Origin of the sequence: Halolamina sp. CBA1230 (assembly GCF_002025255.2) — an archaeon.
In the GTDB taxonomy this organism is placed as follows: domain Archaea; phylum Halobacteriota; class Halobacteria; order Halobacteriales; family Haloferacaceae; genus Halolamina.
Genome location: NZ_CP054587.1, coordinates 1,061,212 through 1,077,713 on the forward strand (window position 1 = coordinate 1,061,212; position 16,502 = coordinate 1,077,713).

Consider the following 16,502-nt stretch of genomic DNA (forward strand, 5'->3'; position numbering starts at 1 on the left):
CCTGTGCCCGCTTGTGCAGTTCGGGGTATAGGGTTTTGCCTTCGGCGACGCGGTAGTGTTCAGATAAGCTGGTTCCATGCGAAGGCGAATGCTTGAAGCCAATTTTCGACGGTGTCTGCTTCGGCGTTGCTGAAACAGTTTGAGAACTGGTTAGTTCGACGTTTTAGTTCTCGGAAGACACGTTCGATGCTGTTCCGATTACCGTGTTTCTCGTATCTGTAATCGAGGTCATGGCGGTGGAGAGCTGCTTGCAGCCACGGTGCAGAATCGACGAGAAAGACTGCGTCATCGACGAGATGTTTCTCGCGGAGTTCAGTGAGGAACATCTCGGTGATCGCTTGATTTCTCGTCGGAGAGAGCTTGACATGCAGCAAGCGGCTCGTGTCGGTATCGACAGCAGCGTACAGCCAGAACCGTTCGTCGTTGAGTTGGATCACGGTCTCGTCAACCGCGACGTGATCCAGGTTCGCACCGTCGAGGGGCTGTAAATCGGCCTTCTGCACCCAGTTGTGAACGGTCGTGCGACAGCGTTCGACACCCAACCTATCGAGAACTGAAACGGTATCCGAAAGTGATAGTCCAGCCAGATGGAGTCGGATACCGAGCTTCATCGCGGACTCGGGTGTCGCCTCTCGCTCCAGAAAATCTAACTCGAAGCAGTCGCTACCTTCGATGAGGCGGGCGATTTCTGGCATGAACCACTAGAAGATCGCTCCGCCTCACTCTTCATCCTTATCTGAACACCGCCCGGCGACGCCCCGTCGCCCCACGTTACGGGACGGCGTCACAGGGGGCGAGGCGCTGCCCTCGTAGGGTTTCGGCGGCTCTCCAGTTCGACGGCTTTAAGTCTCGCATCGCCGTCGATTCGGGTGAGACAGGCGTAGCCTGTTTCACTCACCCGTAGGAGCCGCCTACGCGTACTACGGAGGTGAAAGATGGCAGATTCAATAGAGGAAGCAGTATCCCGCGCACTCGAGGACGCGCCGCCTCGGAACTTCACCGAGACGGTCGACCTCGCAGTCAATCTGCGCGACATCGACCTGAACGACCCGTCGAACCGGGTCGACGAGAGCGTCGTGCTCCCGTCAGGAACAGGACAGGAGACACGTATCGTCGTCTTCGCGACCGGCGAGACCGCCGTCCGGGCGGAGGAGGTCGCCGACGAGGTGCTCGGCCCCGACGAGCTCGAGGACCTCGGCGACGACGACGACGAGGCGAAAGACCTCGCCGACGATACGAACTTCTTCATCGCGGAGGCCGCGATGATGCAAGACATCGGCCGCTACCTCGGGACCGTGCTCGGTCCGCGAGGGAAGATGCCGACCCCGCTCCAGCCCGACGACGACGTGGTGGAGACCGTCGAACGGATGAAGAACACCGTTCAGCTGCGTTCCGGTGACCGCCGGACGTTCCACACCCGCGTCGGTGCCCAGGACATGACGCCCGACGAGGTCTCGGACAACATCGACGTCATCGTCCGACGGCTCGAAGCCGACCTCGAGAAGGGCCCCCTCAACATCGACTCCATCTACGTGAAGACGACGATGGGGCCGGCCGTGGAGGTGCCCGCATGAGCGAAGCCGAGAACGTCCGCAAGACCGACACGGTGCCCGAGTGGAAGCAGCAGGAGGTCGACGAGCTCGTCGACTTCCTCGAGCGCTACGACGCCGTCGGCGTCGTCGGCGTCACGGGCATCCCCTCGCGACAGCTCCAGAGCATGCGCCGCGGGCTCTACGGCACCGCCGAGGTGCGCATGAGCCGCAACACGCTCATGACCCGCGCCGTGCAGGAGGTCGACGAGGGGCTCGAACAGCTCGCCGAGCAGATCAGCGGCGAGGTCGCCTTCGTCGGCACGAACGACAACCCGTTCGGGCTGTACAAGGAGCTGGAAGCCTCGAAGACCCCGGCGCCGATCGGCGCCGGCGAGGTCGCCCCCAACGACATCGTCATCCCCGAGGGTGACACCGGGATCGACCCCGGCCCGTTCGTGGGCGAACTCCAGTCGGTCGGTGCCTCCGCGCGGATCATGGAGGGGTCGATCAAGGTCACGGAGGACTCCCACGTGCTCGACGCCGGGGAGACCGTCTCCGAGGACCTGGCGAACGTGCTCTCCGAGATGGGTATCGAGCCCAAGGAGGTCGGTCTCGACCTGCGCGCCGTGTACGCCGACGGCGTGCTGTTCGAGCCCGACGAGCTCGCCATCGACGTCGACGAGTACCGCGAGGACGTCCAGGCCGCCGCCGCGGCTGCCCGGAACCTCTCGGTCAACGCTGCCTACCCGACGGCCGAGAACGCGGGCACGCTGCTCGCGAAGGCCGCCGGCGAGGCCAAATCCGTCGGCCTCGAGGCGACGATCGTCAACGAGGAGCTCGCGCCCGATCTGATCGGCAAGGCGGACGCTCAGCTGCGTGCGCTGGCCGCCCAGATCGACGACGAGGAGGCGCTCCCCGAGGAGCTGCAGGGCGTCGAAGCCCCGGCAGCGACCGAGGAGGTCGACGAGGACGAGGAACAGGGCGACGAAGAAGCTGATGCCGAGGACGCCGACGAGTCCGAACCGGAGGACGACTCCGACGACGACGAGGACGCCGGCGGCGAGGGTCTCGGCGAGATGTTCGGGTAACTTACAATGGAATACGTCTACGCTGCACTCACGCTGAACGAATCGGGCGAGGAGATCAACGAGGAGAACGTCACCGCGGTGCTCGAAGCCGCGGGCGTCGACGTCGAGGAGTCCCGCGTCAAGGCCCTCGTGGCCGCGCTGGAGGACGTCGACATCGAGGACGCCATCGAGACGGCCGCCGCCGCGCCCGCCGCGGGCGGTGCGGCCGCCGGCGGCGCTGGCGGTAGCGCCGACGAAGCCGAGGAGGAAGACGAGTCCGAGGACGAGGCCGACGAGGCCGAGGCCGAGGAAGAGGAGGAAGACGAGGACGAGGGCGAGTCCGGCGAAGGGCTGGGCGAGCTGTTCGGTTAAACGGCAGCACCCCTCACACCGTCGCTTCCAGAGTTCCGTTTTCTTTCGACGCCGACCGTCGAGCCGTGGCTCCGCGGATCAGTCGTCCCGGACGACCTCGGCAGGCCTGTCGGGGTTCACCTGGTGGTACAGCACCTCCGCGTCGGCGACGTTCTCCCCCGACTCGAGTACCTCCCGCATCACCGCCTCGTGCTCGGCGTCGATGTCGAACTCGGAGTTCTCGAACGCCTCGAACACCGCCGCGACGCTCTCGGTCTCCAGGTAGTACGTGAGGTAGGGGTCGCCGTCGATGCGTTCGAGGAACGCGGTTTCGGTGTAGACGCCCTCGTTACGGAGTGTCTCGACGTGTTCGTCCGGCCGGGTCCGGACCTCCGCGATCCACTCGCGGAGGTCTTCGACGCGATCGGGGTCGACGCGCTGTCTGAGGAGCGTTGGCTCGGCCATACCCGCTGCTTGACCGCGACCGAGAAAACGCTGTGTTTCTGACTGGTCGGGGAGTCACTGCGGTCCGGTCGATGGGTCACTGACGGAGCCAGTTGATCGCCACGATGGCGACACAGATGACGGCGATCGCCAGCGGCACCGACGACTCCGAGCCGCCGAACTCCCAGCCGAGGAACGTCGTCCCGACAACGGCGACGGCGGCGACGAGCAGTCCGATCAGGAACAGCACCGGCGAGTCGCTCGATCGACCGGGCATAGCCGTCGCTTGGGAGTCCTGACTGATAGTTCCACAGGCCAGCGCCCACCGTGCTGTAGCTGTTCGAGTAGTGTTCGGAAGGAATGTGCGTGGGTGCTGTCCGGAGGACGAGCACCTGCATCGAGTGGCGAGTGGTTGCCCGCCGACCTCGGCGGCGTCGCCGCCTCGGTCTCGAGGTCTAACGACCTCGCTTGCGATGCGTGGGACCGGATTTGAACCGGCGGACCTCTACAGGACAGCGCCCTCAACGCTGCGCCGTTGGCCTAGCTTGGCTACCCACGCTCGCGTGTTCTCTGCACTCCACTGTTGCCGACGGCCCAGTAAAAGGGCTTCCTTTTGGCGTCGCCGTCGGGCGACGAGATCGTCCGCGGTCACGCGGGCAGGCGAACGGCGCCGTGCCGTCGCCACACGTTTCTTGCTCCGTCGGCTCAACCGTCCGGTATGAACGTCCGTGCAACCGTCCGCGACCACACGCTCGGGACGGCGACGATCCTCTCGGCGGTCTCGCTCGCGCTGGTGTTCGCCGCCGCGCTGCGTGTCGTGCCCGCCGAGACACTGCCCCGTGCGCCGTCGACCGTCGTCGACGCCATCCCGCACCTGAACGCGGTGATCAGCGCCGCCGCGTTCGTCACCATCGTCGCCGGCGTCCGGGCGATCCGGCGGGGGGACGTCGAGCGCCACCGGAAACTGATGGGTGCCGCGTTCGGCCTGTTCGCCACCTTCCTCGTCGCCTACCTCTACCGCGTCGCGCTCGTTGGGCCGTCGGAGTTCCCCGGATCGGGGCTGCTCGAGACGATCTACCTCGCGATCCTCGGGATCCACATCACGCTCGCGGTGGTCTGCGTGCCGCTGGTGTTCTACGCGCTGCTGCTTGCGTGGAGCCACCCCGTCTCGGCGATCCCGGAGACGAACCACCGGAAAGTCGGGAAGGTCGCGGCGCCGCTGTGGGCGACCTCGTTCGCGCTCGGCGTGGTGGTGTACCTGCTGCTCTACGCCGTCGCCTGACTACGTCCACCGCGGCGTCGCTCGTTCTGCGCCGCAGTCGGGACAGACTACGACGGTCTCTCCCTCGTCCTCGCCCGACGCGACCTGCATCTCCTCGCGTTCACACGCCGGGCAGCCCCGCGTTCGATGCTCGCCGCCGCAGTCCGGACACGCGAGCAGCGCTTCGCCGTCCCGCCACTCCGGGGAGAGCCCACGGTGGCCACAGTCCGGACAGTCAAGCGGGACGCGCACCGCCTCGCTCCCCTTTGGCGCGCCGACCGCGAGCACCGTAGCCGACGAATCACCCTCGTTCGCGCCGGTCTGGTACTCGCCGGGCGCGAACCGGACCGCCTCGCCGGCGTCGACGACGACCGGCTCAGAGAGCGTCTCGAACGTCACCGTGCCGTCGAGGACGAGGAACACCTCCTCCTGGTCGAGATGCGTGTGGAGGCCGCTCGGAAGCCCCTCGCCGGGCGCCAGTCGGTAGCGGTTGATCGCTACGTCGGTCGTGCCCAGCGCGTCCGAGAGCGACTTGCGGGGGGCGTCGTTCGAAGCGAACGTCTGCATGCGTTGGCGGTCTGCGCGGTTCGAGAAATCGTTTGTGCCGTCACCAGAAATCAGCGATTTCTGGTTGGCGAACGAGAGTCGCCGGCTCTCGTTAACGGCGGGATCAGTCGCCCTCACCGGCTCTTCCTGCCGGCGAGATCAGTCGTCGGCCACGACGGCGCCGTCGATATCCGGCCGCGTCACGTCGCGGTCCGTCTCCTCGCCGTCGATGTCGTAGGGGTACTCCCCCGTCACACAGCCCAGACAGAGGTCCGCGCGGGACTCGCCCAGCACCTCGGCGACGCCGTCGACCGAGAGGTACGCCAGCGAGTCGGCGCCGACCGTCTCGCGGATCGCCTCGGTGTCCTGCCCGGCCGCGATCAGCTCCTCGCGGGAGGCCATGTCGATCCCCATGTAGCAGGGCGCGAGGATCTGCGGCGCGCCGATGCGGAGGTGGACCTCCTCCGCCCCGGCCTCCTCCAGCAGCGAAACGAGCTGTGTCGACGTGGTCCCGCGGACGATGCTGTCGTCGATCAGCGTCACCGACTTCCCCTCGACCGTCGAGCGGATCGGGTTGAGTTTGAGGCGGACCGCCTGCTCGCGCTGATCCTGGGAGGGCATGATGAACGTTCGACCGACGTAGCGGTTCTTCATCAGCCCCTCCGCGAACTCCGGCGCGTCGTCGCCGAGGTCCTCGGTCGCGGCCTCCGCGTACCCCGTCGCGAACGCCCGGCCGGAGTCGGGGACCGGCATCACCACGTCGCTCTCGACGCCCGACTCCGCCCAGAGCCGCGCGCCGAGGTCGCGGCGGGTGTCGTAGACGAGTTCCTCGTCGATCACCGAGTCCGGCCGCGCGAAGTAGACGTGCTCGAAGAAGCAGTGGGCGGTGTGCTCCTGCTCGACCAGCTGGTAGCTGTCGTACCCCGTGCCGTCGGGGTCGAGCAGGACGAGTTCGCCCGGCCGCACGTCCCGGATCAGCTCCCCCCCGAGCGTGTCGATCGCCGCCGACTCCGAGGCGAGCACGTAGCCGTCGTCGAGCTTCCCGAGACAGAGCGGGCGGTTCCCCTGGGGGTCCCTGATCCCGAGCACGGTCTCGTCGTGCATCACCGTCAGCGCGTAGGAGCCGTGGACTCGGTCCATCGTGCGCTTGACTGCGCGGACGAGATCGGCGTCGAGCAGATTGCGGGCGAGGTCGTGGGCGATCACCTCGGTGTCGCCGTCGGAGGTGAACGCGTGGCCCTCGCCGGCCAGCTCCTCGCGGATCTCGCCGGCGTTGACCAGGTTCCCGTTGTGCGAGAGCGCGAGCGAGCCTGAACGGAAGGAGACGGTAAAGGGCTGTGCGCAGGCTTTGTCGACGCTTCCCGCGGTGGGGTAGCGGACGTGTCCCACGCCGGTCGAGCCCTGGAGCCCGTCGAGATCCTCCTCCTCGAACGCCTCGCCGACGAGCCCCATCTCGACGTGGTCGTGCTGCTGGAACCCGTCGTGGGTGACGATCCCTGCCGACTCCTGCCCGCGGTGCTGGAGCGCGTACAGGCCGTAGTAACAGGGGTGGGCGGCCCCGCGGTCCTCGAGCGCGATACCGACCACGCCGCACTTCTCTCGCATCCCGCCGGTCGGCCCTTCGGCCGAACCCTCGTGCATACCCGTCCGTCGGGAACGCGGAACCAAAAACCCCCGCTATCGTGCTGTATCGTTGCCGGAAACACGCCAGGATATTCAGGGACGTGCATATCGATGGGCGGCGCGGCGATCGTGCTCTCCGGCTCGGGGAGCGTCGACGGTGCGAAAGCTACCGCTGGGTCGTCGGGAGAACGGCGGAGAAGATCGGAGCGAGAGCCGTCAGTTGTCGCCGCTTTTCGACTGCCACTCGTAGTCGCGTCGCTTCGCGGACTTCCCGAAGCCACAGGACGAGCAGACCTTCTTCTTCGTGTGGTAGGATTTCTCGCCGCAACGGCGACATTTCGTGTGGGTCGTGTTGTTCTTCTTCCCTTGGCTGGGTGTTCCTGCGCCGGTCATAGAGTTACCGAAACGACGTTGTCGCCACGGATAATCGTTGTGTTGTCCACTTCCTCGACGTCGAGTTCGCCCAGCACGGCGTCGCTCGCGTCGGCGGGTTCGAGCACGACGTTCATGTGCTGGTCGTAGCCCGAGAGGTTCCCGTAGAAGGACTTGCCGTCCTTCAGATGGACCGTCACCGGCTCCGAGAGCGACTCCTCGAGCACGTCGAGCGGGCGTCCACTCATGGTCACCCAAACCCCGGTGCCGGAAATAAACGTACCGAACCGCCGGCGCCGCGTGGCTCGTTCCGGGAGTGGCCGCCGGGCCGTCTCACTCCAGCGTGCCGACCGCCTCGGCGGCGTAGCCGAAGATGTCGTCGTACCCCTCCGCCGAGAGGAGCACGGGGTAGAACGGCTCGTCGGCGGTCAAGGCCTCGCCGTCGGCGATCGCGAACCGCTCGCCGGCCTCGACGCGCTCGAAGTTGGGGACCACCACGTCGTACTCCCGGCCCGGCGGTTTGGCGATGGGGCCGTCGAGACGGAACACCTCGACCTCGCCGCGTTCGGGCTGGGCCAGCCGGTCGTCCACCGCCGGCACGGACAGCGCGTTCGCCGCCGCGAGGAACGCTCGGGTCAACCAGTAGGCGTTCTCTGCGGCCTCATCGGTCCCCTGGAGGCCACACTCCATCTCGATGGTGTGGGCGTACTCCACCAGCCGGCCGTCGGTGTAGTTGTCGGTCTCGATCAGCACGTCCACGGGGAGCAACGGCGCGAACGAGCGCGCGATCTCGTCGACGGTGTCGATCACCGCGATCGGTTCGGCGTAGGACTGCGTGGAGTGGAGCGCCAGCACCGTACAGTCCTGTACCTCCCGAGCGAGTTCGCGGGCGAGCCGCGACTCGTGGGTATCCCCCTCGGGATCGCCCGGGAACACGCGGTTGAGGTCCGCTTCGAGGAACCGCTCGCCAGCCTCGAGCGCCTCCTCGTTGGCGATGATCAGCTTCACCGGTCGGTCGACGTCGGGCTCCTCGGCGAGGAGTCGCTCGACCGCCCGCACCCCACACGGCTCGTCGCCGTGGATCCCGGCGACGACGGCCAGCTCGGGTTGGCCCTCACCCAACTGGTGGATCTGCATACTGTACGGAACGGGACGAACGGGCAAGAAGGGCTCGGCTTCGGGCGCATCTGCCGCGTCGGGAGGCGGACTCAGGGGAGGCGAGCGAACCGCCAGAGAGCGTTGTTCCGGACGAACCCGATCCGCTCGTAGAACCCGGTCCGCTCGCCAGTCGCACAGACGACGATCCGGCTGCTCGGGAGCGGGCAGCGATCGACGACCCTCCGGATCAGCGCGGCACCGATGCCTTCGCCGTGGATGCCGGGAGCGACGCCGACGTGAGTCAGCCGAGCGACCGGTGCCTCGTCTCCCCCTCCGTCGTGGACGTACCAGCCGGCGGCGCCGACGGGGTCCTCGCCGCGGAACGCGACCAGTTCCGTGCCACCGAGCGCGCTCGTGAATGCGGCCGCGTAGGCGACACCCGCGGGGTCGCGCCCCACCAACTCGTGGACGGTTCGGGCGGCGTCGCTCCCGTGGGGCCGGCCGTCGAACCGGAGACCGTTCCGGCTGTCGGGCGCCTCGACGCGGTGGGGGAGCAGCGCCCAGTAGTTCTCGCGTTCGTACCCCCGATCCCGTGCGAGCGGTGCGAGTCGGGCCGCAGTTTCGGGGTCGGTCCCAGCGACGACGCGGTGTGGGAGATTGCAGCGGTCGAACAGCGAGTCCAGTCTGTCGAGAAGCGCCCGCGCGGCCTGATCACGGTCGGGCAGCGGTGCGTCGACGGTCGGCAGTCGCGCGTCGAGCAGCTGCGTCGCCGCCGCGCGGTCGTCGTGGTCGGGGTCGTGGACGAACGGGCCGAACCGCGTCTCGGTCACGTCGGCGAGCGCGCGGCGTTTCGCGTACTCCGCGTCGGCGACGCGCTGGGAGGGGAGCACGTCAGCCCAACCCCGTCGCGTACTCGTAGTCGGCGGGGTAGGCGTCGGGGGTGTGGTCGTCGATCGCGATGTGCCAGTCGTCGATCAGGCGCGGTTCGAAGATCGCGACCAGCAGCCGCCGGCGGACCGCGGCGACGTCGACGCCGTAGAAGTCGTCGGGCACCCCGCGGAGGTAGTCGAGCGCGGTCGAGAACAGCGAGCGCATCCCGGCGTCGCCGGCGTCGGCACCGCGCCCGCAGTCGGCGGCGTGTTTGTGCGTGCCGGCGGCGACCTGCTGCATCCCGTGGCAGAACGCCGACTCCGCGGTCCCGCGGCCGTAGTTGTACCACTCGAACTTGAAGCAGTCGTAGCTCTCGGTGTAGGCGGCGTCGTTGTAGAGGCGAACGCCGTGCTCGGCCGCACGCCGGAGCGTCGCGTGCTCCCAGCGCCGGTCCTCACGCCACCCGGTCGGGTCCCCCAGCGGCGGCGCGACGCCGGGGTCGCGGGTGTGCTCGTCCATCGTCGGGGCAGTAGTGCGGGGGAGGGTGTGAAACTATCGCCGGCGCGTGGAGGCGGCGAGTGTGAAACTATCGCCGGCGAGCCTGTCACGACCGTGGGTCGGCCCGAACCGTTGGCTTAAACCCCGACGGCCCGTTCTCCCGGACTGCGTGCGAGGGTAGCCAAGCTGGGAAACGGCGGCGGACTCAAGATCCGCTCCTGTAGAGGTCCAAGGGTTCAAATCCCTTCCCTCGCATCGTCGGGGCAACCACCCCGTGATGCGGGAGGACGCTCACAGAGCGTTCTTCCCTCGCAAAACTTCGACAGAACTCGACCAGCGACAGCTACGGTCCGCTACTCGATCTTCCCGCTCGACGGCTTCCCACAGATCGAGAACCGCGTCAGCCGCAGGATCGACAGCGTCTCGAAAGGGTACGACTCCTGTCGCACCTCCTCGGGGACGAAGCCGGCATCGCGGGCCAGCTCCTCGACCTCCTCGAACCCCGCGAGCGAGGAGACGAGCAGCAGCGCCTGCCCGCCGGGCGCGAGCACGCGCCCGAGGTCGTCGAGAAACGGCTCGATCAGCTCTCGGCCGCTCTCGCCGCCGGAGAGCGCCTGCTCCATCCAGTCGTCCCACTCGTTCTCCGGATCTGTCGGGAGGTAGGGAGGGTTGAACAGCACCGTCTCGAAGCTCCCGTCGGCGAACGCGTCCGTGAGGTTCGTCCGGACTGCCTCGACGCCGCGCTCCCGAGCCTGCCGGCAAGCGTGGGGGTTCACGTCAGCGGCGACGGTTTCGGGAACCTCCGAGGCGACCTGTTCGGCGACCCAGCCCGAGCCAGTGCCGACCTCGAGCGTGCGGCCGCGGGCGAACTCCGCGGCGGCGTCGGCGAGCAGCCCCGAGTCCTCCGCCGGCTGGTACACCTTCGTCTCCTGTCCGCGACGCTCGGCGAGTCCCGACACCGACGAGTCGTCCCCGTCGGTCATTCGTCCGCCTCGGTGTCGCTCTCGTCGTCGGTATCCCCGTCGTTCTTCTCGGCGGCACTATCGCCGTTCTCACGCTCGTCAGCGTCGGCGGCGTCCTCCCGCTCGATGCGGTCGTCGTCCGCCTCGCTGTCCTCCTCCGTGTCGTCGGCGTCGCCGTCGGTCACGTCACTCGCACTGACGCCCGAGACCGCGAGCCCGCCGGCCTCCGGCCGGCCGGAGAGTTCCCGCTGTGGGTACGGGATCTTGATCCCCTCGGCGTCGAACGCCTCCTTGACCGCCGTCATTACCTCCGTTCGGGCCTTCCACATCTTCCGGGCGCTGGGGTTGTCGATGTAGTAGCGCAGCTTCAGCACCACGCTGGAGCCGCTGAACTCCGAGAGCACGACGTTTGGGTCGGGGCGCTCCATCGGCGTCTCCGTCTCGGCCATCGCCTCGGCGGCGACCTCCATCGCGTGCTCCACGTCGGTGTCGTAGTCGACGCCGACGTCGGTCTCGATCCGCAGGCGGCCCTTCCGGGAGCGGTTGCGGATCTCGGTGGCCGTGACGATGTCGTTGGGGATCATCACGTACTCGTCGTCGAACGTCCGGATTCGGGTGTTGAACACGCTGATGTCGGTGACGATCCCCTCCTCCTCGCCGATCACGACCCAGTCGCCCAGATCGAACGGCCGCGAGAACAGCACCACGAAGCCGGCGAGCACCGCACCCAGCGTCTGCCGGGCCGCGAGGCCGATTATGATACCTGCAGCCCCCGCGCCGAGCAGCAGTTGGCCAGGGTCGACGTTCCAGATCCCCAGCACCACCAGCACCGCCATCGCGAAGATAACGATCTGAACGAGGTGGTGGGCGACCTCCTGCTGATGATCGCTGATCGCCCCGCGCTCCTTCGAGAGTCGCCGGATGCTACTCTTGGTGAGCCGCGTCAGCCCGTAGGAGGCCACGAGGATGACGAACGTCAGCCCGATCGCGGCGACCTGACTCGGGGATGGGTCGATCTGTTCGAAGCCGCGCTCGACCAGCCCGCCGGCCCGCCAGACCGAGATCAGGAACAGCGAGACGATCGCCGTACACAGCGCCATGAACCCGGCCTGGGCCGACTCGGCGACGGCGTCGTCGAGATACTCCTTCAGCCGCGGGCCGATCGAGCGCACCCCGACGCCGACGATCGCCAGCAGCACCAGTGCGAGCACCGTCACCAGCACTCTGGCCTGCATCGACGAGAACGTCGATTGGATCACGTCCTGGAGCGGATAGTTGCCGAGCATCAGTCGTCCCCCTCGGCGACGACGCCGGGGTCGATGCGTGTCGCAATCCGCGCCAGCTCGGCGAACTCCGCCGGCGAAACGGTTCCCGCACGCTGGCTCATCAGCGACTCCTCCGCCGCGTCCACGACGGCGTCCGGCTCCTCTAGCCCCGAGATGTGGGCGGTGTTCCGGACGGCGTTGCGCATCGTCTTCCGGCGCTGGGTGAACAGCGCCTTCACGAACCTGAGGAAGAAGGCCTCGTCGGCCACCTCGTACTCCGGTTCGCGCGGCGTACAGCGAACGACCGCGCTGTCGACGCGGGGGCGGGGGTCGAACGCCTCGGCGGGGACGTGCTCCACGATCTCCACGTCGGCGTAGTGCTGGGCCGACACGGAGAGCCGACCGTAGTCGTCCTCGCCCGGCGCGGCGACCATGCGCTCGGCGAACTCCTGCTGGAACATCAGGACGAGCGGGCACTCCCGGGGCAGGAGATCGAACGCGATCTCGGAGGAGGCGCCGTAGGGGAGGTTCGACACCGACGCCGTGAACTCCGGCAGGTCGACTGCGAGCGCGTCGCCCGCGATCACGGTCAGGTCGCCGGCGTCGATCGCGCCGGCGAACTCCTCCCGGAGGAACGAGACGAGATCCGGGTCGCGCTCGACGACGGTCACCTCCCCGCCGGCGGGCGCGGCGTCGAGCAGGCGATCGGTGAGCGCGCCCGTCCCGCCGCCGATCTCGAGGACGTGCGAGCGGTCGGCCCCTTCGGGCAGGTAGCCCGGCAGCCGGTCGAGCACCCGGTCGTCGACGAGGAAGTGTTGGTCGAACTCCGGGTTCCCCCGCTTGGCCCGCCGGATGAGGGCGTCGGGGTCCCGCAGGTCGTCGGCCCCAGTCATTACCGGCGATAGCGCGTCGCCGGCGTTAAAAGCCCCGTTCCGGCTGCGCCGAGATGCGTCCCCCTCGCCGGCTCACCGTGCCGGCGAGACGCTACTGCTCCTCGCCGACGAACGCCTGGTACTTCACGTCCTCCGTCAGCTCCTCGATGATCCGGTCGACGACGGTTCCCTTGGCGTCGTGGAGGCCGGAGATCCGCTCCTCCAGCTCCTCGAAGCTCTCGAAGGGGCCCTCCCGTTTGCGGCTCTCGAGGATGTCGTCCCGGAGCTTCTCGCCGATCCCGGGCAGGACGTTGAGCTGGTGGAGCCGCAGCGTCAGCGGCTGGGCGTCGTTGAAGTAGTCGAGGAAGCGCTGGGGGTGGCGTTCGACGATCTCCTCGATCACGTACTCCAGCTCCTGCTCGGCGCCCCGGGAGAGGTCGTCGTGGTCGATCTCCCGGTAGCGCTGGACGAGCTCCCGGTCGGCGTCGGGCGCGACGACGATCCGGTCGCCGATACTCACGTCGGCGTCGTCGGCCAGCGTGAGCTCGAACAGGTCGAAGTTCTCCTCGCCGACGGCGTAGGCGATCTCGGGTTTCTGGTGCTGTGGCCGGTCGTCGTCGGGCCGTCCGTACGGGAGATGGTCGAGCACGACCGCGTGCTCGACCGCCTCGTCCTCGGCGGCGTCCTCGGCCGTACCGGACTCTTCGGCGTCGCTCATGGCCGGGATTAGTCACCCCGACGGATAAACTGTCGCCCGGCGTGAGAACGAGTCGAGCGCGCCCGCGATCAGGCGTACTCGGCGACGATGTTGAGGATCTCGTCGAGCTCGTCGCCAGACAGCGAGTAGCGCTCCTGTGCGTACACCGTTCGCAGCTCGTCGCGGTCGCGGGGGAGCAGGTCCGCGATCTTGTGAGCGGTCGGGTCGTCGACCTTGTCGAGCTCCTGCAGGCGCTCGACCAGCTCGCGGGACTCCTCGGCGTCGAGGAGGGCGAAGCGGTTGACGTGTTCGATGGCGCGGGCGAGCTCGTAGCGGAGCTCGCGGTCCTCGTCGGCCGCGCGCTGCTCCTCGACGGACTGGAGCTCCTCTTTCACCTCGGCCGCGGTGAGATACTCCTCGTCGAGCTTCTCTTTGAAGATCGTCATTACTCCTCCTGCGCGCGGAGATGGGCGGCGGTGGCGATGATCGTCTTCTCCTTGCCGCCGTCGGTGATCTGCACCTTGAACGCGTCGCCCTGCTGGCCGACGACCTCGCCTGTGTGGCCGTTGAAGCGCGCGTGGAAGCGCCCGTCCTCCACCGAGGGGTCGAGCACGAGGTGGACCTTCTGGCCCTCGTCGAACTCGGCGATGGCGCGCTGGGGCGGCGACATACCGCGCTCGCGGGGGTGGTTCGAGAGCTTGTTCCGCGTTCCAGTGGTGGGCCCGTTGGAGCTAGGCATGGTCTTGTCGTCGCGTACTGGCGGTCGGCGTATAAACGATGCGTTCTCGGGTCGGCAGCTGTCGCCGAGACACCCCACCAGCCGCGCCGGAAGCGGAACTATGACGCCCCCACCGGCCCAGATGCGGGTATGAGCGACGACAACGACGAGGAACGGATCGAGACGCGCGCGATCCACGCCGGCCAGGAGCCCGACGAGGAGACCGGTGCGCTGATGACGCCGATCTACGCCAACTCCACGTACGAGCAGGACGCGCCGGGCGACCACCGCGGCTACGAGTACTCCCGGACGGGCAACCCAACCCGGACCGATCTGGAAGCGAACCTCGCCGCACTCGAGGGCGGGGAGTTCGGCCGCGCGTTCTCCTCGGGGATGGGGTCGATCAACACGGTCCTCAATCTGCTCGAATCCGGCGACCACGTCGTCGCCGGCGACGACGTGTACGGCGGCACCCACCGCATCTTCACGCAGGTGTACGAGGAGTACGACCTGGAGTTCGACTTCGTCGACACCACGGACCACGACGCCGTCCGCGACGCGATACAGGAGAACACCGAACTGCTCTGGGTCGAGACGCCCACGAACCCGCTGCTGAACGTCAACGACATCGACGCGCTGACCGACATCGCCGACGAGTACGGCGCGCTCTCGGCGGTGGACAACACGTTCGCGACCCCGATGCTCCAGCGCCCGCTGGAACACGGCGCGGACATCGTCTCCCACTCGCTGACGAAGTATCTCGGCGGCCACTCCGACGTGGTCGGCGGCGCGCTGATCGTCGACGACCCCGAACTCGACGACCGGATCGGGTTCTACCAGAACTCCGTCGGCGCGACGCCGTCGCCGTTCGACTGCTTCCTCGTCCTCCGCGGGACGAAGACCCTGCCCGTGCGGATGGACCGTCACTGCGAGAACGCGAGCGAACTGGCTCACTGGCTGCAGGACCACGACGCGGTGGACCGCGTCTACTACCCCGGGCTGGAGAGCCACCCGGACCACGAACTGGCGAGCGAGCAGATGGACGACTTCGGCGGGATGCTCAGCTTCGAACTCGACGGCACGCTCGACCAGGCCCGGACGGTCGTCTCCGAGACCGACGTGTTCACGCTCGCCGAATCGCTCGGCGGCGTCGAGAGCCTGATCGAGCAGCCGGCGACGATGACCCACGCCGCGATTCCGAAGGAGGAACGCGAGGCCGCGGGGCTGACCGACGGGCTGATCCGCGTCAGCGTCGGCGTCGAGCACGTCGACGATCTGAAGGCCGACCTACAGGGGGCGTTCGACGAGGCGCTGTAGCGACAAACGCTTTTGTTTCGTGCGACGTTGACTCTGATCGATGGGAGAGGGCGCCTCGCAGTTCGGCCGGACTGTCGGCGCCGCCACGCTGGGGTACGCAGCGGCCGCGGCGATCACGTGGCTGGTGTTCGACCCGGCCGATCTCACGGGAACGACGAGACTGGTCGCGTTCGGCGGCTGCTTCGCCGCCGCTTCGATCGTCGCCTATCTGTCGCTCACTCGACTGGCGTCGACGCTCCGCGAACGCGGCTACCCGGTCTCCCGTGGGACCGACGCCGCCTACGCGCTGGCGACCGCAGGACTCCTGTTCGGCGTCGGCGCCGTCGTCGCGTACGCGCCGTTGAACCGGGCGCTCCAAGGAAGATCACTCGTGGCTGCAACGTTCGTGGCGGGCGGGCTCACGATCGTCATCGGGGCGATCGTACTGGAGGGCGACAGTGTCCGGGACTCCCTCGCCGGCTGAACTACCTTCGAACGAACTCCGATAGTTTCTCCGAGATGCTGCGTTCCTCGCCGAGTTTGAGGTAGTAGGCGTCGCCGCCGTCCTCGTAGTAGGCGTCGATGCGGCGCACCACCTCGAACCCGATGTGGCGGTAGAAGGAGAGCGCGTCCTCGTTGGTCGCCCGAGCGTGGCAGGTCACCGAGTCGTGATCCTCCGCGATCGCGGCGACGAGGCGCTGGCCGAACCCCTCGCCGCGGTACTCCGGCGCCACCGCGAGGAAGAGGATGTACCCGTCCCGGCGCGCGGAGACGAAGCCCGCGAGCTCGTCGTCGACGAACAGCAGTCGGCAGTCGGCACGGCGGTAGGCGTCCCTGAAGAAGCTCCGGCGCTGCTTCAGCACGCCTTCCGCCCGGCGGATCCGTTCTTTCAGCTGCCACGCCTGGGCCTCGTGGGTGGCGTCGCCACGCGGATCCCGGCGCGTCTCGACCGTCGCGCTCACTGTTGCCGAGTGGTAGTCGTGACGGGGATTTAACTCCGTCGTCGGGTGACGTCAGCGAACCGCACGGA

At 67.9% G+C, this 16,502-nt stretch carries 23 protein-coding genes and 2 tRNA genes; 7 read left to right on the plus strand and 18 right to left on the minus strand.

Features of this window, described 5'->3' with window-relative positions; translation table 11 throughout:
* Window positions 1–59: 59 nt before the first annotated feature.
* Entirely contained in the window at window positions 60–695 is a 636-nt protein-coding gene (locus tag B4589_RS05375) for an IS6 family transposase (RefSeq protein ID WP_079233307.1), read from the minus strand.
* A 240-nt stretch (window positions 696–935) separates the two neighbouring features.
* Between B4589_RS05375 and B4589_RS05380 the strand changes: the two genes are divergently transcribed.
* The 3 genes from B4589_RS05380 to rpl12p are packed head-to-tail and all read left to right on the plus strand — an operon-like array spanning window position 936 to window position 2,971.
* Window positions 936–1,574: a 50S ribosomal protein L1 gene (locus B4589_RS05380; protein ID WP_079233308.1), complete on the plus strand. Its 639-nt coding sequence runs from the start codon at window positions 936–938 to the stop codon at window positions 1,572–1,574.
* Entirely contained in the window at window positions 1,571–2,620 is a 1,050-nt protein-coding gene (locus B4589_RS05385; RefSeq protein ID WP_079233309.1) for a 50S ribosomal protein L10, read from the plus strand. The genes B4589_RS05380 and B4589_RS05385 overlap by 4 nt, the downstream gene beginning before the upstream one ends.
* 6 nt (window positions 2,621–2,626) lie before the next feature.
* Window positions 2,627–2,971 carry a 50S ribosomal protein P1 gene (gene rpl12p / locus B4589_RS05390; RefSeq protein ID WP_079233310.1) on the plus strand — a complete coding sequence of 115 codons (345 nt, stop codon included), beginning with the start codon at window positions 2,627–2,629 and terminating at the stop codon, window positions 2,969–2,971.
* 78 nt (window positions 2,972–3,049) lie between these two features.
* Here the strand turns inward: rpl12p and B4589_RS05395 are convergent, their stop codons facing one another.
* The 3 genes from B4589_RS05395 to B4589_RS05405 form a co-directional block, all read right to left on the minus strand.
* Window positions 3,050–3,415: a DUF6176 family protein gene (locus tag B4589_RS05395; RefSeq protein ID WP_079233311.1), complete on the minus strand. Its 366-nt coding sequence runs from the start codon at window positions 3,413–3,415 to the stop codon at window positions 3,050–3,052.
* Window positions 3,416–3,491: 76 nt separating this feature from the next.
* The gene (locus B4589_RS05400; RefSeq protein ID WP_079233312.1) at window positions 3,492–3,671 is read right to left on the minus strand and encodes a hypothetical protein; all 180 of its coding nucleotides are present in this window, start codon (window positions 3,669–3,671) and stop codon (window positions 3,492–3,494) included.
* A gap of 197 nt (window positions 3,672–3,868) precedes the next feature.
* Window positions 3,869–3,953: transfer RNA gene (locus B4589_RS05405), tRNA-Leu, on the minus strand.
* A 159-nt stretch (window positions 3,954–4,112) separates the two neighbouring features.
* On the opposite strand from B4589_RS05405, the gene B4589_RS05410 reads away from it, so the two are divergent.
* A complete protein-coding gene (locus B4589_RS05410) occupies window positions 4,113–4,676 on the plus strand; it encodes a DUF420 domain-containing protein (protein WP_079233313.1) in 564 nt (187 codons plus the stop codon).
* Here B4589_RS05410 and B4589_RS05415 read toward each other — a convergent pair whose 3' ends face one another.
* From B4589_RS05415 to B4589_RS05445, 7 genes are all read right to left on the minus strand, one after another.
* A complete protein-coding gene (locus B4589_RS05415) occupies window positions 4,677–5,222 on the minus strand; it encodes a cupin domain-containing protein (protein WP_079233314.1) in 546 nt (181 codons plus the stop codon). It abuts the gene before it with no gap.
* Between the two features lie 138 nt (window positions 5,223–5,360).
* Complete coding sequence (gene purF / locus B4589_RS05420; RefSeq protein WP_079235176.1) at window positions 5,361–6,806, minus strand: amidophosphoribosyltransferase; 1,446 nt, start codon at window positions 6,804–6,806, stop codon at window positions 5,361–5,363.
* A 234-nt stretch (window positions 6,807–7,040) separates the two neighbouring features.
* Window positions 7,041–7,217: a 50S ribosomal protein L37e gene (locus B4589_RS05425; RefSeq protein ID WP_079233315.1), complete on the minus strand. Its 177-nt coding sequence runs from the start codon at window positions 7,215–7,217 to the stop codon at window positions 7,041–7,043.
* On the minus strand, window positions 7,214–7,444 hold the full coding sequence (locus tag B4589_RS05430) for an LSM domain-containing protein (protein WP_079233316.1): 231 nt from the start codon (window positions 7,442–7,444) through the stop codon (window positions 7,214–7,216). Before B4589_RS05430 ends, B4589_RS05425 begins: the two co-directional genes overlap by 4 nt.
* A gap of 85 nt (window positions 7,445–7,529) precedes the next feature.
* Window positions 7,530–8,333: a succinylglutamate desuccinylase/aspartoacylase family protein gene (locus B4589_RS05435; protein WP_079233317.1), complete on the minus strand. Its 804-nt coding sequence runs from the start codon at window positions 8,331–8,333 to the stop codon at window positions 7,530–7,532.
* A gap of 71 nt (window positions 8,334–8,404) precedes the next feature.
* Complete coding sequence (locus B4589_RS05440) at window positions 8,405–9,184, minus strand: GNAT family N-acetyltransferase (RefSeq protein WP_079233318.1); 780 nt, start codon at window positions 9,182–9,184, stop codon at window positions 8,405–8,407.
* Window position 9,185: 1 nt separating this feature from the next.
* Complete coding sequence (locus B4589_RS05445) at window positions 9,186–9,683, minus strand: hypothetical protein (RefSeq protein ID WP_079233319.1); 498 nt, start codon at window positions 9,681–9,683, stop codon at window positions 9,186–9,188.
* A 150-nt stretch (window positions 9,684–9,833) separates the two neighbouring features.
* On the opposite strand from B4589_RS05445, the gene B4589_RS05450 reads away from it, so the two are divergent.
* Window positions 9,834–9,917 (plus strand) — tRNA-Leu (locus B4589_RS05450).
* A gap of 98 nt (window positions 9,918–10,015) precedes the next feature.
* Here the strand turns inward: B4589_RS05450 and B4589_RS05455 are convergent.
* The 6 genes from B4589_RS05455 to B4589_RS05480 form a co-directional block, all read right to left on the minus strand.
* Window positions 10,016–10,645, minus strand: coding sequence for a HemK2/MTQ2 family protein methyltransferase (locus tag B4589_RS05455; RefSeq protein ID WP_079233320.1), 630 nt, complete (start codon window positions 10,643–10,645; stop codon window positions 10,016–10,018).
* Window positions 10,642–11,910, minus strand: coding sequence for a mechanosensitive ion channel domain-containing protein (locus B4589_RS05460; protein WP_079233321.1), 1,269 nt, complete (start codon window positions 11,908–11,910; stop codon window positions 10,642–10,644). Before B4589_RS05460 ends, B4589_RS05455 begins: the two co-directional genes overlap by 4 nt.
* Window positions 11,910–12,782, minus strand: a complete 873-nt coding sequence (locus tag B4589_RS05465) for a 16S ribosomal RNA methyltransferase A (RefSeq protein WP_217920485.1) — start codon at window positions 12,780–12,782, stop codon at window positions 11,910–11,912. The genes B4589_RS05460 and B4589_RS05465 overlap by 1 nt, the downstream gene beginning before the upstream one ends.
* Before the next feature lie 91 nt (window positions 12,783–12,873).
* Window positions 12,874–13,479, minus strand: coding sequence for a DUF655 domain-containing protein (locus tag B4589_RS05470; RefSeq protein ID WP_079233322.1), 606 nt, complete (start codon window positions 13,477–13,479; stop codon window positions 12,874–12,876).
* Between the two features lie 68 nt (window positions 13,480–13,547).
* Window positions 13,548–13,904, minus strand: coding sequence for an RNA polymerase Rpb4 family protein (locus tag B4589_RS05475; protein WP_079233323.1), 357 nt, complete (start codon window positions 13,902–13,904; stop codon window positions 13,548–13,550).
* Complete coding sequence (locus B4589_RS05480) at window positions 13,904–14,197, minus strand: 50S ribosomal protein L21e (RefSeq protein WP_079233324.1); 294 nt, start codon at window positions 14,195–14,197, stop codon at window positions 13,904–13,906. Before B4589_RS05480 ends, B4589_RS05475 begins: the two co-directional genes overlap by 1 nt.
* A 129-nt stretch (window positions 14,198–14,326) precedes the next feature.
* Here B4589_RS05480 and B4589_RS05485 point away from each other — a divergent pair, with 129 nt between their 5' ends.
* Both B4589_RS05485 and B4589_RS05490 read left to right on the plus strand, forming a co-directional pair.
* Entirely contained in the window at window positions 14,327–15,493 is a 1,167-nt protein-coding gene (locus B4589_RS05485; protein ID WP_079233325.1) for a cystathionine gamma-synthase, read from the plus strand.
* A 40-nt stretch (window positions 15,494–15,533) separates the two neighbouring features.
* The gene (locus B4589_RS05490) at window positions 15,534–15,956 is read left to right on the plus strand and encodes a hypothetical protein (RefSeq protein ID WP_079233326.1); all 423 of its coding nucleotides are present in this window, start codon (window positions 15,534–15,536) and stop codon (window positions 15,954–15,956) included.
* 1 nt (window position 15,957) lies between these two features.
* Here the strand turns inward: B4589_RS05490 and B4589_RS05495 are convergent, their stop codons facing one another.
* Complete coding sequence (locus B4589_RS05495; protein WP_079233327.1) at window positions 15,958–16,434, minus strand: N-acetyltransferase; 477 nt, start codon at window positions 16,432–16,434, stop codon at window positions 15,958–15,960.
* Window positions 16,435–16,502 lie beyond the last annotated feature (68 nt).

Excerpts from the sequence above, each read along its gene's own strand:
- B4589_RS05375 (WP_079233307.1), bottom strand. The coding sequence starts at position 695 with ATGCCAGAAATCGCCCGCCTCATCGAAGGTAGCGACTGCTTCGAGTTA.
- B4589_RS05380 (WP_079233308.1), top strand. The coding sequence starts at position 936 with ATGGCAGATTCAATAGAGGAAGCAGTATCCCGCGCACTCGAGGACGCG.
- B4589_RS05385 (WP_079233309.1), top strand. The coding sequence starts at position 1,571 with ATGAGCGAAGCCGAGAACGTCCGCAAGACCGACACGGTGCCCGAGTGG.
- rpl12p (WP_079233310.1), top strand. The coding sequence starts at position 2,627 with ATGGAATACGTCTACGCTGCACTCACGCTGAACGAATCGGGCGAGGAG.
- B4589_RS05395 (WP_079233311.1), bottom strand. The coding sequence starts at position 3,415 with ATGGCCGAGCCAACGCTCCTCAGACAGCGCGTCGACCCCGATCGCGTC.
- B4589_RS05400 (WP_079233312.1), bottom strand. The coding sequence starts at position 3,671 with ATGCCCGGTCGATCGAGCGACTCGCCGGTGCTGTTCCTGATCGGACTG.
- B4589_RS05410 (WP_079233313.1), top strand. The coding sequence starts at position 4,113 with ATGAACGTCCGTGCAACCGTCCGCGACCACACGCTCGGGACGGCGACG.
- B4589_RS05415 (WP_079233314.1), bottom strand. The coding sequence starts at position 5,222 with ATGCAGACGTTCGCTTCGAACGACGCCCCCCGCAAGTCGCTCTCGGAC.
- purF (WP_079235176.1), bottom strand. The coding sequence starts at position 6,806 with ATGCGAGAGAAGTGCGGCGTGGTCGGTATCGCGCTCGAGGACCGCGGG.
- B4589_RS05425 (WP_079233315.1), bottom strand. The coding sequence starts at position 7,217 with ATGACCGGCGCAGGAACACCCAGCCAAGGGAAGAAGAACAACACGACC.
- B4589_RS05430 (WP_079233316.1), bottom strand. The coding sequence starts at position 7,444 with ATGAGTGGACGCCCGCTCGACGTGCTCGAGGAGTCGCTCTCGGAGCCG.
- B4589_RS05435 (WP_079233317.1), bottom strand. The coding sequence starts at position 8,333 with ATGCAGATCCACCAGTTGGGTGAGGGCCAACCCGAGCTGGCCGTCGTC.
- B4589_RS05445 (WP_079233319.1), bottom strand. The coding sequence starts at position 9,683 with ATGGACGAGCACACCCGCGACCCCGGCGTCGCGCCGCCGCTGGGGGAC.
- B4589_RS05455 (WP_079233320.1), bottom strand. The coding sequence starts at position 10,645 with ATGACCGACGGGGACGACTCGTCGGTGTCGGGACTCGCCGAGCGTCGC.
- B4589_RS05460 (WP_079233321.1), bottom strand. The coding sequence starts at position 11,910 with ATGCTCGGCAACTATCCGCTCCAGGACGTGATCCAATCGACGTTCTCG.
- B4589_RS05465 (WP_217920485.1), bottom strand. The coding sequence starts at position 12,782 with ATGACTGGGGCCGACGACCTGCGGGACCCCGACGCCCTCATCCGGCGG.
- B4589_RS05470 (WP_079233322.1), bottom strand. The coding sequence starts at position 13,479 with ATGAGCGACGCCGAAGAGTCCGGTACGGCCGAGGACGCCGCCGAGGAC.
- B4589_RS05475 (WP_079233323.1), bottom strand. The coding sequence starts at position 13,904 with ATGACGATCTTCAAAGAGAAGCTCGACGAGGAGTATCTCACCGCGGCC.
- B4589_RS05480 (WP_079233324.1), bottom strand. The coding sequence starts at position 14,197 with ATGCCTAGCTCCAACGGGCCCACCACTGGAACGCGGAACAAGCTCTCG.
- B4589_RS05485 (WP_079233325.1), top strand. The coding sequence starts at position 14,327 with ATGAGCGACGACAACGACGAGGAACGGATCGAGACGCGCGCGATCCAC.
- B4589_RS05490 (WP_079233326.1), top strand. The coding sequence starts at position 15,534 with ATGGGAGAGGGCGCCTCGCAGTTCGGCCGGACTGTCGGCGCCGCCACG.